The following is an 11,946-nucleotide window of genomic DNA, read 5'->3' on the forward strand; positions in this document are numbered from 1 at the left end:
AGACCCATGCTGACACATCCAACTCTTGAACAGATGCAGGCCCTTGGCCTTGCCGGAATGGCAACGGCCTATCGCGAACTTGCCGCTCAGAACAACAGCAGCGATCTCAGCCGTGACGAGTGGCTTGGCCTGATGCTTGATCGGGAAACGGCTCTGCGATCCGACAAGCGCCTGACCAACCGGCTTGCAGCTTCAAAGCTCCGCTTTCCCGATGCCTGCATCGAGAACATCGACTTTGCCGCTCATCGTGGTCTCGACCGCCGCAACACTTTGTCGCTTGCGCAAGGGGCATGGCTGAAGGCGCATGAGAATATGATCATCACAGGCCAGACCGGCACGGGAAAAACCTGGCTTGCCTGCGCCTTCGGTCGCCAAGCTGCCCGGCTCGATCATTCCATCCTGTATCTGCGCATGCCGCGTCTGTTCGAAGACCTTAGCCTTGCCAGGCTCGACGGTCGCTTTCCACGGCTGGTCGATAAACTCGCCCGCGTCCCGTTGCTGATCCTCGACGACTGGGGAACGCACACGCTCACCGATCAACAGCGCCTCGACTTGTTGGAAATCTTCGAGGAACGCTATCGCCGGAAATCGACGCTCATCACCGCGCAGCTTCCCGTCGCCCAGTGGCACGACATGATAGGAGAACCGACAATAGCAGACGCAATCCTCGATCGGATCATCCACAATGCGCACCGCATTGCCCTTGAAGGCGACAGCATGCGACGGCAAAAAACACCATCCCACTTGACCGGCGCTGAAAACGGAGAAATCAATCTCTCATGACTTCAACCAGGCAGGCGAAAATCGACCACATCATGCTGTCCCGGAATTAGTGAAACCACTGTCCGCGATTTACTGAAACGACTGTCCCGTTCTCCCGAAATACGCAGGCAAGGGCCACCGTGGGGACATCGATAAGCTCCCCGATGGCGTACCGGCTGGTAATCTCTTCGTAGATGGACTCCTCGGAAATGATGAGGTTAAGAACGTGGTTCTCCTGCGGCGTGGCGTTTTCCATGTTTTGCAGGAACGATTCCCGGTTGATCCACTCGCCGTTGAAGCCGTTATCCGCGATACTTCCCATGCGCCCGTTTTCCCAGCGGATGCCGTGTACGCTGCCCCCGGGACGCTCAACCGCGTAGATGTACCCCTTGGCGCTCGGCCTCCGCGTTTTCGCCCCTGTCGTAAACAACGCCTGCGCTGTCTACTGGCCACGCGCCGTCCATAAAGCCTACAATCGGCACGTCCAGGAACAGCGCACCGGCGCTGTAGTATCCTTTAAGGAGCCGGAGCCCCGGCTGCACTGGCGTGAACGTGCTGGTGTTAGTGGAGGCGGTGACTTGAGGGGTGCACCCCGGCAAACAAGACATTTGGTTTCCTTTCCTAACCCGCGTTGGCTAACGCGTAGATTTCTTAAACGAGCCTACTTCTGGCGGGCGGCTGCCTTCTGCACGCGCTGCCTTAACACCCACTTCATTGAGGTCGTTGAGCTGGCCAACGAGTGAGGCAAGGGGGGGGTCCGCTGCGAACTTGGATTAAGGGGCGCAGGGGCACCCGCATTCGATAGGCGTCGGAAACGCATGACCGTGACGCACAAACCCGTAGGCCCGATGCGTCTGTTCGACAGGGTCAACGGAGGCCGCGAGCATGTAGAAATTGCCCTTCGGCGTAAGGCGGGTAGCGACTACGATCCCGTACTTTACGCGAAGCTGGTGCACGACGTGGTACAGATAGGGTGTGATGCTAACAGGCCCGGCAATAAGGCGTTCAAGCAGTTCGCGAGCCGGGCCTTCAACTTTGTGTACGTATCCGTACTGCGAGTAGTATGCGTGTTCCATGTCTTTGGGTCCTATGTGGGTGCCTTGCTGTGTCGACCCTTAACCCTTGTCCTCGCGCTGGGGGCTTTTGCCGTCGCACCCCAGCTTAGGCCCCTGCGCGATAGGCGGGGGCTGCTGCACCGTTATTGGCCGGTGCACCACCTTTGGTTCGGGCTGGAGCTTCATGCGCTTGCCACCAGCTTGCCCCATCCGGCTCCGAGCAGTGACTGCACGGGGGCCTTCTTCGCATTGGCGGCTGCCTTCTGTTCGGCGAGGACTGCCGCCTTGCGTTCGGCGTGGCGAAGCTCTTCTTCCGTGGTGGTAACCATCGGTTTGGCCGCCGTGGTTTTGCCGATGGTGTTGCCTGCGCCCGGCACGTATGTTCGCTGCATGGCGTCGAGTGCACCGCTGGCCAACGTGGGGGGGCGCGCTGGGGCGGCAATCACTTGGGTGCCATTGTCCTTCATCCGCACCATGGTAAAGCCCGTGGGTTCGCCGGTAATGGCGTTGTAGCTTTCAACCTTGGTAAAACGCTGGTGGATGGCGTCGCCGAGGAACACAAGTTGATCTTCCGTAAGCTCCACCTTGTGCGGGAACTTCATGAAATCCTGCAACTTGCTGTCATGCAGGCCGTGGCCGTGGTCCTTGAGGCAGTCCTTGACGTACCTGTAGAATTCCGGGCCACGGTAGTTGAGGATTTTGGCAATGTCCTGCGGTTTCATTTGAGCGCTTCCTTAAGTTTCTGGATGTGGCCCAGCAGGTTGCCGGGCACGGGTTCATTGGTTCGTTGTGCACTGCACTTGAGGTTCGCTAACGTTGCTGAGGTCTTCGCAAGTGAGGCCAGAACGGCGTCCAGCGTACCGGGGGCCGCCTTCTCCTCGCTGGTCATGGTGGCCTCGTCGTTGCCGGGGAACACCACCACGCTAACCTCGGTCAATTCGCCCTTGGTAATCAGCAGGTATTCCTGCCCGTCCGGCCCCTTAAGCCACTCGGCGTCAAGCAAGTAGAAGCCAACGGAGAAGTTGAGGCCGCCTTGGCTTTTGCTAGCCAGAGCGACATCCTTGCCGTAGCTAAGCTCGTCCTCAATGACCGCTTCCAACCACAACCGGTTGCCCCGTGTTTCAAGCTTGTTAATGTGCCCAAGTGGCAGCTTGCTGTCGTGGTAGGCGAGGAACTTAATCCCCTGTGGACCCCGGAGGCCCTTCTTGCGAATGCTGGTATCAAAGGCCCCAGCCTGCACAACGTGCCGGTAGTGATCGAGGCCCGGGGTCGATGCCCAGCCGCTTACAGGGTACGTCATGTGGGCTTACCTTGATTTGGTGATCGCGTCGGTCACGGCCCGAAGGTCGTTGATGGACATTTTGCCTCCTGCGGCTGACTTCTGCATGGCGTTGTGCAGGCCCAGCTTTTCGGAGTTGTTCAGCTTGGCAACGTCGATACCCTTCAGGGCGGATGGCACCAGCTTGCCGTCTTTAAGAATCTGGACCATTACGCAAACTCCCCTGTGAGGAAGGGCGCGAGCTTGAGGGCTTCGGCCAACGTGATGGGGGCACCGTTAACAACCACCCCGGCGTCAACCATGCGCTGCGCTGCTGTGGCGGGGTCGGCATGCATCATGCCTTTGGTGATGTAGATGCGTGCGGCGGTCGCTGCTGAAACGCCCTTGGCGGTTGCTACGGCTTTAAGCTGATCACGCATGCTTTCTTCCATGGGAACCTGAAAAATGTGCTTCTTTGCCACAAGTATATCCTTTGCGGTAAGCTTGAGGTGCTGCAATATAACTTTCGACAGCTCCAGAATAGTAATTGAATGTCAAGCATTTCTGCTGGTGTTACGTAATTTATACGTAAGTTTATTGGTCTGCAAATGTTCATTTATACTTTACGTAAAAGAAAAGCCCCGCATTGCTGCGAGGCTTTTAGGTCTTAACAAGCGTGGGTTAGGACGTTTAAGCGGCGGTTGTCTGTGGGTTGTCTGCCAGCAGCGCGTCATACCGCCGCAACAGGAGCAGCACATTGGTTTCCGTCCAGTTGGTGCCGCCCCTCGGCAGCGACACGCCTAGCTCAACAAAATGGGTGGCGATCTGCTGCAATGTATGGCCACGGGTGCGCAGCGCATAAGCCTTCGGCCCCAACCGGCTGGCGTAGGCGTTGGCAGCGGCTGTACGGGCTTCTGCCGCCACCGCAGCGGCCCGGCTAGCGGCGTTTGGCCCCCGGCTTGCCTGTGCAAAGCCCAGCACCTTGCCGCGTGCCTTGGCGGCCTGTAACGCGGCTTTGGTGCGCTGCGAAATTGCCTTGGCCTCGTGTTCTGCCACGGCTGCCATGATGTGAAACATAAAGCGGTCGGCGCTGGGCATGTCTGCCGCCGTAACCTCCACCCCAGCTTCAAGCAGGTTGGCGATGAAGGCCACGTTGCGCGATAGCCGGTCGAGCTTCGCAATTAGCAGGGTCGCCCCCTTTGCCTTGGCCAACGTGAGGGCGGCGGCCAGTTGCGGGCGGGCGGCGACTTTGCCCGACTCCACTTCAACGAAGCGCCCGACCTCGGTTGCGCCCCGGCTGGCTATGAAAGCTTTCACGGCGGCTTCCTGCGCCTCCAAGCCTAAACCTGACTGACCTTGGCGGGCGGTCGATACGCGATAGTACGTTACATAGTTGGTCATGATGCTGTGTTCTCCTTAAGCGTGCTTACCACCATTGGTTCACGTTTAAGTTGTGCCTAGCATCTTAAAACAGCTATCGCTAGAGGTAGACCACGCCGCCTTCTTCTTTTAACAGCCCCAACGCCGTGGCCGCTTTGGCAAGCGGCGTCACCAGCGCCACCAGATGCGCGTCATAACCCGTTGGCACGATAAGCTTGATATCCTTCTGGTAGTATGCAGGGACTGCCGCGAAACCTGCCTTGCGCAAGTCTGCGATGGTGCCCGCATCCTCCGTCTTTACCGCCACCGTGTGCGCCCGGCATCGGTCCTTCAGCGCGGCAAGGAAGTCGGGGAAGCTGTGCCAGTCGGGATCAAGGTAAACCGCTTCGCGCAAGTAGACATATCCCGCTTCCTCGTCTGCGTGCGGCTTAACATCGACTCGAACGGCGAGGTGAGGGGCGCTAGCAGTGTCGCATCCCCGGCTGTGCCCCCGCTGCACTGCCCATATGCCGCGCTTGATGGTGGGGTCGAGCGTTCTTGCCAATACCTGCATGATGTTCATTGCCCCCAGCCTTCCACCTTGGACATATCAAGCGGCTCAGCCTGTGTTTGCGGCTTCGGCCCCGCAAGCGTCGGCGGGACTCCCTTCTCGTTGGCCAACGGTGAGGGGACGTGGTTTGCACCACTGTCCCCAGCCGGTGATATGGTTTGCTCGGGGGCCTGTATGTCTGGCGGCAGGAAGGTGCCCTTTGCGATGGGGGCAATGGTGAAGGCCACGGGCGGGGCACCATCCAAGCCACCAACCTCTGTCCGTTCTGCCAGCTTAAGGTCACGCGCCACGATGAGAGCATTGTAAATGCCTGCGATGGCCCCGGTCAGTTTCTCGTCCGCAATTATGGCGTCGATCATTTCAACGGCATCTTTAAGGTCCGGTCGCTTCTTCCAGTCATACCAGCGCTGTGGATGGAAGCCCGCGTGTTTGGCAAAGGCAAGGAGCGAATATGGTTTGCGCTGCACGTCAGGCAGTTTGACCGGCGAGCCTTTGTACTGCGTATGCTTTGACAGGTCGTAGGGGTTGGCGTCCTGATAGGCTTGGTAGGCGAAGAACGCGTCGTACAGTTCGTCCTCCGTGTGGAATATGCGGGCAAACCTTCCCTTGTTGCCAACGGAGGATTGATTGCCGGGGGCAAAGCGTCCATCCGGCTGGCGCTGCGGGGGCAATGGCGGAGTTTCGCCGGGCGGCGGGGGTAGCTGCGGCGTGCGGGCGCGCTTAGCCATTGGATGCCTCTTTCTGCTGGGCAGCGCGCCACGCACGAGCGGCGGCCATCATGTGTTCCTCAAGGATGCGTTCAACCGTTTTGCTAACGTTGACGCCATCCTTGCGGGCGAGGTAGCGAACGTATGCATCAACGTCCTGATTAACACGGGTGCCGAGGGGGTATCGGTAACGGCGCTGGAGCTTAGCCATGCGATGCCTCGCTGGCCGACGTGGAAGGGTGCGAGGCCATATGGTCGGCCAAAATCTTCTCGATAGCTGCGCTGTAGCTGCGCCGCTCGTTGATTGCCACCATAGCAACATGGTGAGCAACGTCGGGCGTTAGGTAAACTGTTACTGGTGTCTTTTTGGGTTTTGTTGCAAGCATTACAAGAACTCCACTGCTTTTAGCATGACTACACATTACATGTACGCGGGCGCGCAAGCAAAAGTTCATTGCTCTACTTTAGAAAATACTTTGCATCTTAAAACTGTCTACCGGGGTAGGCTCAATTAAGCTTGGGCAAAATTGGTATTGAACTGATGCAATGGCCAACGAGGTTGGCAGGGGCAGCATGCCTGACGCATTTTGCAAAGCCGCCATAGCGGGCTTTGTAGGTGGGCTTAGAGGTTTTTGGCGGTGGTAGTGGCCGGGCACCCCGGCGCGCTTGCTGGTGGGCAAATATGGCCGGTTTCCGGGTATGATTTTAGCTGGCGGCATGTATGCGTAAACTGTGCCGTAAACTCCGGAAGTTTTCTAGCTGGTCACCGTCAGACATGTGGATGTTTGGAACTAAGGCCCCCAAACCTAACCGGAGGTTGCGTAGGCTTAGTAGGTATGGGTGCCGGTGCCCCTGCGTATTTACGGCTGGGGGTTTGGTGGGTTTAGTAGGTGTGGGTGCAGGCCCCTAGCTGCCTTACGCGCCCCTGCGCATACAACCCATTTTTTAACATATTTCATATAACTTTTATATACAATGTACCCCTTGCGGGCACGGCTAGGGGCCTGCACCTAGCCCTACCAAACCTACTAAACCTTGTGTAATAAGCATAAATGCAAAAGGGCGCATGACGCGCCCTTTGTGGAACTATGTGCACCTAAATGCTTACTGCCAGAAGTACTGAACAGAAGGTCTACCTCCCTGCGGACCTCTTGGAGCCTCTCGCTTTTCCAAGTGACCAAACTCCACAAGGATATCCAGAATCTCTTGCACGTTATCCTTGGTAACATCAGCCCATCCAGTGAGTTGCAGCTTTTTGGCGGTAAACCCGTCGGCCACCTGCGGCCGATCCTTGCGAGCCAGAACCATGTGCGCGGCGACTAGCGCGGTTGACTGACTGAGGCCGTAGACGCGGGCGGCATGCGGTTCCAAAAACTGGCACCACGCAATCGCCATTTCCACATGCGCATCCTCCACGTCGGCCTTCCTATCGATGAGGCAGAACAGCCCGGCAAGGCCGCCGCACAGTTTGACATACTTGCCCAGCGCGTAGCGAAGACCTGAGGGCATGTCCTTGGATTCGGCTAAACGTTTTTCGTGCTCGTCCTTCCAACGGCGGAACTTGACAATGGCGGTTTCCGTAAATGTCAGCGGCTCCTGCGCCTCTGGTAGTTGAGCTAGGTGTGCGTATACGGCCTGCGCGGCTTCAAAGGATTCTGCGTGGGGCTCGCGGTCTTCATCCGACATGTACTCCCAATCTGGAAAAACCATCAGGTGGAAACGCGCAAGGAAGCCGTCGTCATCCTTTGTTCCATCCGGTGCTGCCTGGACCAAGGTGCGCAGTTTATCCGGCTGAATGCCGCCAAAAAGCGTGAGCACATTTTTCTCAATATATACGTCGTCGCGCGAAATGCGCTCCACCTTATAGCCGCTGGTGCCGTTGAACGCTTGGAGCAGGAAGGGCCGGTCCGAAGCGCGGTCTTTCTTTTCCATGTCGTGCAGAAGGCCCATAAGCTCGTCACGGAAATAAAGCACGCCGGGGGAATGTTGCAGTGTTATGCCGAGCCGTTCGATGGTGGTGTCGTTGACAATATACTGCCGACTTGTTGGCAGTGCAGGAGCCTGCTGTTCAATCAAACTCAGCGCTATTTTGGCTTCGGCCACCTTCTGCGGCAAGTCCACATTGTTCGGTTGCTCGTCCATACCGATGGATAGTCCGATGACCTTACTTTCTGCCGCTTTCACGCGGGCCTTATAAATCTTTTCCTCTTTAGCGTAGGCGAGCATTTGATTTTTAAGATCAAGGCTTGCAGCTTTGTCCACCGCCTTTAGGTGTTTGAATCCGGCATCTGTGCAAGGCGTTTTCTTAGTCGACGGGTCGCCTACACACGCGCCCCAAAAGGTCATGGCGACCTTAAAGTCCGTGTTTAGTCGCGTGAGCTGCACAAGTCTTTTTGGAGAAACAATTGCGCCAGCGCCAGCAATGGCCGACGTGGCCACAAACTCAATGGGTCCTCCGACGCGACGGGCTTCGTCCTCAACCCACCAGCGCAACTGTGGCGGAAGGAGCGTTGCACTGTCGAACTTGGGAACGGGCGATAATGTCACCTCCGGCAACGGTTGTTTAGCAACGGATTCCTTGCTGGTTCTTGTGGCCGCACTTGCCTTAAAATCTTCAAGTGCGTCCCGCTCGGCCACGGTCGTCATTGGTTGTTCTGTCATGGTTTAAATTCCGAATTGCGTGGTTAGAGCGGACATGAGTTCTTCGCGCTTTTGCAGCCACCAGCGGGCGGCGGCTTGGGGCACTGCCGGATATGGGATACCAGCGGGATTAAAACCGGCCATGATGATGTTGCCCACGGCAACAGCCGTTCCCGGCGTCCATCCGTGCAGCTTTTCCAGCACATCGATTACGTCACCCGTTGGATGCCCATTAGCGCTTCGGCCGCTGTAAGTTTCGCGGTCGCCGGTATGCTGACTAGTCCAGCGGCCGTCGCTGTAAATGACCACGGCAAAGCCCTTTTTGTCGTGACTGAAATAGCTTTGCAGATCGCGCCCCGGTCCCTGCACGTAGCCACCGGCAAGCATCACGTCTCTGGTGTTGAAATATTGCTTTACGGCGAGGCGCGGCGCGTAGTCGTCATGATCCTTGCCTGCCGGTACCGAATCGTTCAGCGTGGCACGGTATGCCTGAACGGCCTCCAGACGGCTGTATGTTCGAGGATCAAAGAGCGGCGCTTGATGCTCATACCACTGGTAAAACGAGCCTCTGTTCGGCAGGTAAATGATTTGGCCGGGGTTCTTTAGGCTTTCGTCGCAGGTGACGCCGAACTCTTTGAGGTGGGAGAACCAGACGTGTTGAATCGCCTTATAGCCCGTGGCCGTCATTGCTATTGCTAGCGGTACGATGACGCGCCAGCGCTTTGATTCTTCTGTGCTGCCGGGAGTAGACCAAATAAGAAAGCGCACTTCACCAATGGAGCGCCGCACCATTAGCGTAACGATTTCCAACGGGGGGTTGCCGCTGTCGATGTCGCCGGTCATTACGGCGAACTTGCCGTTTGCGTGCTGCGCATTGCCGAAGCGGGCGTCGTAACCGTTATAGTCACTAGCCTGCATCCACCTGCCTTGTCCCTTCGGAAGACCCACAAGGGCAACCGCCTGAGCAGCGGCAAGTTCTACAACTTGCGCATAGGTGATAGTATCGTACGGTTTTAGATAGTTAGGATTCGGCCTGCCATTTGAAAATACCGGCCTTCCGTGAGTATCGTTCTGGCCATTTCCGGCGCAAAAGACATGCTCCATAATACTGCTTTCCATTAAACATTCCCGTTACTCCTGCGGGTTTGTTGTTGCTTAGGAAGCCGCGCTATGGTACAAATAAGTTGCTGTGTAGTACTTAGTGCGGCGGTGATTTATTTCATTTGCTGTGTGTGATTCCAAGTTACTCCGAACTTAAAACCCCCGGTCCGTTGCATGCCGGGGGTTTTGCTTTATGCGGCCTGCGCATTGGACTGCTCCGCCGCCAGCCACAGTGCTTTGCGCAGAAACGTGGACGGCTTTACGCCGTTCTGTTTTGCCAGCCGGTCCAGCAAAGCAAGGTCTTCCTTGCCCATGCGAACAGCCAGTACAGTTTTGATTTCTTTTTCCATTTGCTTGCTCAAGTGTTGCTGTGGCCAAAGTAATACATGGTTATTTACCCCTGTAAACGGGGCTTACATAGTTCATTGCAAATAAAAACCCCGCTCAATGGCGGGGTTTATTCGGATATTCTTTAATTGTGTTTATGCTCGCGCACCCTGCGGTGCCGCTGGGAGGGCGGGCGGGAGGGCAAAGGCAGACCAGTTTGCGCCCTGCACCTTGGCCAGTTTTTCGATTGCATTGTCGATAAGGTCGGCACGCCAGATATTGGTTCCGCCAAGTTTAACCGGCTTGGGAAGATCGCCTTTATCAACAAGGTCATAAACGTTGTTGGTACTGCGGCCAAGTTTTTCGGCCACCTGCTTCACATTAAGGTATTGCACTGCTTTCGCTCCTGCGTTGGTTGCTTATGGAGCGAAGTTACGAGTTTGGGATTCTTCCGAAAAGGAGGTAAAAGACAGTCCTACCTTTTACCCCTCACCACATCGCTAATGGTGGCTTCGGATAGCTCACGCGCCACCGTGTTTTTCAGTAGGTGCACCGCCTGCGACCACGTCATGCTGTGCTGACTGCGAAGTACCCAAGCAATATAGCGAAGTTTGTAATCACGCTGACCGTGGCTGCTTTTCACCGTTGGCCGCCCCCGCATAATAACGTCGAAGATGGCGGCCTTGCAGGCATCATCAAGTTCGTGCTGGTGCTCTTTTGCCCACGCCATAAGGTCGTCGTACCCGTGGCCGGGCACGGCAGCCAAGGCAATACGACTAGGCAGGTCTTTCACCACTGCGCCGTCTAGTCCATGCCATAGATTGCGGACGTGCTGGGCAGGGTCAGCCACCGACTCAAACAGTTCCGCGTCAAAGTGAAACTCAACCATTAATGACCGCCTTCGTGCAATGCTGCGACCAAGCCTCCATGATGGTTGCCCGGCGCTTTAAATCTTTGGTCCGATCATATGCGCGGCTGGTGGCATCGCCAACCTTGTGAGCGAGAACCTTTTCCTTCGTGTCCCATGGCGTGTCCGTCTCTTCCGTCATCCAGTCTCGAAGCGACGATCTGAATCCATGGGGGCGGTAGCTAAGCTCGCGACCCTTCATCAGTTCAATGGTGGCCGTGTCGCTAATGACGCCTTTCTTGGGGCTGGGGAACAGGTAGCCGTCCCGAGCGCTTTCTGCGGCCAACGTGACAAGGCGCTGGGCCTCGGTTGACAGCGGGATTTCGAACGCTTCGCCGCCCTTCATATTGGCAGCCGGTATCCACCACACATTGTCCCGCATTTCGTCTGCACGGGCGAAGCGCACCGGGTAGCTGCGTGCCCCGGTCAGGATGAGGAACTTAAGGGCAAGGTGCGTCACCAAGTCCTCGTTTAAGCTCGCGTAGAACGCGGGCACCTCTTGCCACGGCATGGAGGGGATATGCTGGGGCCGCCGTGGTTGTGCGCCGAGCAACACCTTGACCTTGAGCATGGTTTCCAAGCTGACATCCAAATCCATGGCGCTGGCGTATTTGAAGGCCATCCCCAAGCGGTCAATTACCTTGCTAGCTGTTTCGCCCTTGGTCAGCCAAAGTGGGCGCAGGACGTTGACCAGCATTGCAGGCGTAATTTCCTCAATCGGGGTCTGCCCCAGCTCCGGCAGCAGATGCAGTTCAAGCGGGCTGTACCAGCGCCCATTAACGCCACCACCCTTAAGCTCGGCCTTCTTCGCCTCAAACGTAAGCTTGCACACGGCTTCCAGTGTGGGGCGGCTGGGCGCTGGTGCAGTGGCGGCTACAAGCGCGGCGGTTTTAGCGGCCCGTGGATCGATGCCTGACGCTGCCGTGTCGCGAACCCCGTTGGCCGCCTCCCTCGCATCAGCTAAGGCCAACGAGGGATAAGGCCCCAGCCCGACTTCCACGCGCTTGCCTTGACCATAGGGAACTTTGATAGTCACCTGCACTGACCAGTACATGGAACCGCCCGGCCTAACCATCAGGGAAAGCCCGCTGCCGTCGCTCATGCGGTACGCCGTATCGCACGGCTTCCGCGCCGCTTCGTTGATCTGCTTTTGGGTAAGCTTATGCATCTGCGCCATTTGTGTACTCCGGTTGAATATACACAACGAGTACACAGATGGCTTGTGCTAGTAAAGACGAGCTAGGGTTAGTTTTTTATGT

Annotated in this window: 17 protein-coding genes; 1 reads left to right on the forward strand and 16 read right to left on the reverse strand. The window is 56.9% G+C overall.

What is annotated here, in order from left to right; translation table 11 throughout:
* Nucleotides 1-6 precede the first annotated feature (6 nt).
* Nucleotides 7-783 (forward strand): IS21-like element helper ATPase IstB, encoded by a 777-nt coding sequence (istB, locus tag G6L97_RS04220; RefSeq protein ID WP_174004807.1) that lies wholly within the window; start codon nucleotides 7-9, stop codon nucleotides 781-783.
* Between the two features lie 46 nt (nucleotides 784-829).
* On the opposite strand, the gene G6L97_RS04225 is transcribed toward istB, so the two are convergent.
* The 16 genes from G6L97_RS04225 to G6L97_RS04300 all read right to left on the reverse strand — a co-directional run bounded on the left by G6L97_RS04225 (nucleotide 830) and on the right by G6L97_RS04300 (nucleotide 11,864).
* A complete protein-coding gene (locus tag G6L97_RS04225) occupies nucleotides 830-1,084 on the reverse strand; it encodes a hypothetical protein (protein ID WP_174002747.1) in 255 nt (84 codons plus the stop codon).
* Between the two features lie 915 nt (nucleotides 1,085-1,999).
* The gene (locus tag G6L97_RS04230) at nucleotides 2,000-2,539 is read right to left on the reverse strand and encodes a hypothetical protein (RefSeq protein ID WP_174002749.1); all 540 of its coding nucleotides are present in this window, start codon (nucleotides 2,537-2,539) and stop codon (nucleotides 2,000-2,002) included.
* The gene (locus tag G6L97_RS04235; RefSeq protein WP_174002751.1) at nucleotides 2,536-3,117 is read right to left on the reverse strand and encodes an HK97 family phage prohead protease; all 582 of its coding nucleotides are present in this window, start codon (nucleotides 3,115-3,117) and stop codon (nucleotides 2,536-2,538) included. The genes G6L97_RS04230 and G6L97_RS04235 overlap by 4 nt, the downstream gene beginning before the upstream one ends.
* Before the next feature lie 6 nt (nucleotides 3,118-3,123).
* Nucleotides 3,124-3,306 carry a hypothetical protein gene (locus G6L97_RS04240; RefSeq protein WP_174002753.1) on the reverse strand — a complete coding sequence of 61 codons (183 nt, stop codon included), beginning with the start codon at nucleotides 3,304-3,306 and terminating at the stop codon, nucleotides 3,124-3,126.
* Nucleotides 3,306-3,557: a hypothetical protein gene (locus G6L97_RS04245; protein ID WP_174002755.1), complete on the reverse strand. Its 252-nt coding sequence runs from the start codon at nucleotides 3,555-3,557 to the stop codon at nucleotides 3,306-3,308. Before G6L97_RS04245 ends, G6L97_RS04240 begins: the two co-directional genes overlap by 1 nt.
* A 208-nt stretch (nucleotides 3,558-3,765) precedes the next feature.
* A complete protein-coding gene (locus G6L97_RS04250; protein WP_174002757.1) occupies nucleotides 3,766-4,476 on the reverse strand; it encodes a recombinase family protein in 711 nt (236 codons plus the stop codon).
* Nucleotides 4,477-4,555: 79 nt separating this feature from the next.
* A complete protein-coding gene (locus G6L97_RS04255) occupies nucleotides 4,556-5,017 on the reverse strand; it encodes a hypothetical protein (RefSeq protein WP_149909796.1) in 462 nt (153 codons plus the stop codon).
* Nucleotides 5,014-5,733, reverse strand: a complete 720-nt coding sequence (locus tag G6L97_RS04260; protein ID WP_174002759.1) for a terminase small subunit — start codon at nucleotides 5,731-5,733, stop codon at nucleotides 5,014-5,016. The genes G6L97_RS04255 and G6L97_RS04260 overlap by 4 nt, the downstream gene beginning before the upstream one ends.
* Entirely contained in the window at nucleotides 5,726-5,923 is a 198-nt protein-coding gene (locus tag G6L97_RS04265; protein ID WP_149909798.1) for a hypothetical protein, read from the reverse strand. Before G6L97_RS04265 ends, G6L97_RS04260 begins: the two co-directional genes overlap by 8 nt.
* On the reverse strand, nucleotides 5,916-6,098 hold the full coding sequence (locus G6L97_RS04270; protein WP_149909799.1) for a hypothetical protein: 183 nt from the start codon (nucleotides 6,096-6,098) through the stop codon (nucleotides 5,916-5,918). The genes G6L97_RS04265 and G6L97_RS04270 overlap by 8 nt, the downstream gene beginning before the upstream one ends.
* A gap of 718 nt (nucleotides 6,099-6,816) precedes the next feature.
* The gene (locus G6L97_RS04275) at nucleotides 6,817-8,373 is read right to left on the reverse strand and encodes a DUF3987 domain-containing protein (RefSeq protein WP_174002761.1); all 1,557 of its coding nucleotides are present in this window, start codon (nucleotides 8,371-8,373) and stop codon (nucleotides 6,817-6,819) included.
* Nucleotides 8,374-8,376: 3 nt separating this feature from the next.
* Nucleotides 8,377-9,471 (reverse strand): hypothetical protein, encoded by a 1,095-nt coding sequence (locus tag G6L97_RS04280; RefSeq protein ID WP_174002763.1) that lies wholly within the window; start codon nucleotides 9,469-9,471, stop codon nucleotides 8,377-8,379.
* Between the two features lie 173 nt (nucleotides 9,472-9,644).
* Entirely contained in the window at nucleotides 9,645-9,803 is a 159-nt protein-coding gene (locus tag G6L97_RS04285; RefSeq protein ID WP_174002765.1) for a hypothetical protein, read from the reverse strand.
* A 132-nt stretch (nucleotides 9,804-9,935) separates the two neighbouring features.
* Nucleotides 9,936-10,175, reverse strand: a complete 240-nt coding sequence (locus G6L97_RS04290; RefSeq protein ID WP_149909802.1) for a helix-turn-helix transcriptional regulator — start codon at nucleotides 10,173-10,175, stop codon at nucleotides 9,936-9,938.
* Nucleotides 10,176-10,255: 80 nt separating this feature from the next.
* Nucleotides 10,256-10,669 (reverse strand): hypothetical protein, encoded by a 414-nt coding sequence (locus G6L97_RS04295; protein WP_149909803.1) that lies wholly within the window; start codon nucleotides 10,667-10,669, stop codon nucleotides 10,256-10,258.
* The gene (locus G6L97_RS04300) at nucleotides 10,662-11,864 is read right to left on the reverse strand and encodes a tyrosine-type recombinase/integrase (protein ID WP_174002767.1); all 1,203 of its coding nucleotides are present in this window, start codon (nucleotides 11,862-11,864) and stop codon (nucleotides 10,662-10,664) included. The genes G6L97_RS04295 and G6L97_RS04300 overlap by 8 nt, the downstream gene beginning before the upstream one ends.
* Between the last annotated feature and the right edge of the window lie 82 nt (nucleotides 11,865-11,946).

This window comes from Agrobacterium tumefaciens (genome assembly GCF_013318015.2).
Lineage (GTDB): Bacteria > Pseudomonadota > Alphaproteobacteria > Rhizobiales > Rhizobiaceae > Agrobacterium > Agrobacterium tumefaciens.

Excerpts from the sequence above, each read along its gene's own strand:
- G6L97_RS04235 (WP_174002751.1), bottom strand. The coding sequence starts at position 3,117 with ATGACGTACCCTGTAAGCGGCTGGGCATCGACCCCGGGCCTCGATCAC.
- G6L97_RS04230 (WP_174002749.1), bottom strand. The coding sequence starts at position 2,539 with ATGAAACCGCAGGACATTGCCAAAATCCTCAACTACCGTGGCCCGGAA.
- G6L97_RS04300 (WP_174002767.1), bottom strand. The coding sequence starts at position 11,864 with ATGGCGCAGATGCATAAGCTTACCCAAAAGCAGATCAACGAAGCGGCG.
- G6L97_RS04255 (WP_149909796.1), bottom strand. The coding sequence starts at position 5,017 with ATGAACATCATGCAGGTATTGGCAAGAACGCTCGACCCCACCATCAAG.
- G6L97_RS04285 (WP_174002765.1), bottom strand. The coding sequence starts at position 9,803 with ATGGAAAAAGAAATCAAAACTGTACTGGCTGTTCGCATGGGCAAGGAA.
- G6L97_RS04240 (WP_174002753.1), bottom strand. The coding sequence starts at position 3,306 with ATGGTCCAGATTCTTAAAGACGGCAAGCTGGTGCCATCCGCCCTGAAG.
- G6L97_RS04295 (WP_149909803.1), bottom strand. The coding sequence starts at position 10,669 with ATGGTTGAGTTTCACTTTGACGCGGAACTGTTTGAGTCGGTGGCTGAC.
- G6L97_RS04250 (WP_174002757.1), bottom strand. The coding sequence starts at position 4,476 with ATGACCAACTATGTAACGTACTATCGCGTATCGACCGCCCGCCAAGGT.
- istB (WP_174004807.1), top strand. The coding sequence starts at position 7 with ATGCTGACACATCCAACTCTTGAACAGATGCAGGCCCTTGGCCTTGCC.
- G6L97_RS04265 (WP_149909798.1), bottom strand. The coding sequence starts at position 5,923 with ATGGCTAAGCTCCAGCGCCGTTACCGATACCCCCTCGGCACCCGTGTT.
- G6L97_RS04270 (WP_149909799.1), bottom strand. The coding sequence starts at position 6,098 with ATGCTTGCAACAAAACCCAAAAAGACACCAGTAACAGTTTACCTAACG.
- G6L97_RS04260 (WP_174002759.1), bottom strand. The coding sequence starts at position 5,733 with ATGGCTAAGCGCGCCCGCACGCCGCAGCTACCCCCGCCGCCCGGCGAA.
- G6L97_RS04225 (WP_174002747.1), bottom strand. The coding sequence starts at position 1,084 with ATGGGAAGTATCGCGGATAACGGCTTCAACGGCGAGTGGATCAACCGG.
- G6L97_RS04280 (WP_174002763.1), bottom strand. The coding sequence starts at position 9,471 with ATGGAAAGCAGTATTATGGAGCATGTCTTTTGCGCCGGAAATGGCCAG.
- G6L97_RS04275 (WP_174002761.1), bottom strand. The coding sequence starts at position 8,373 with ATGACAGAACAACCAATGACGACCGTGGCCGAGCGGGACGCACTTGAA.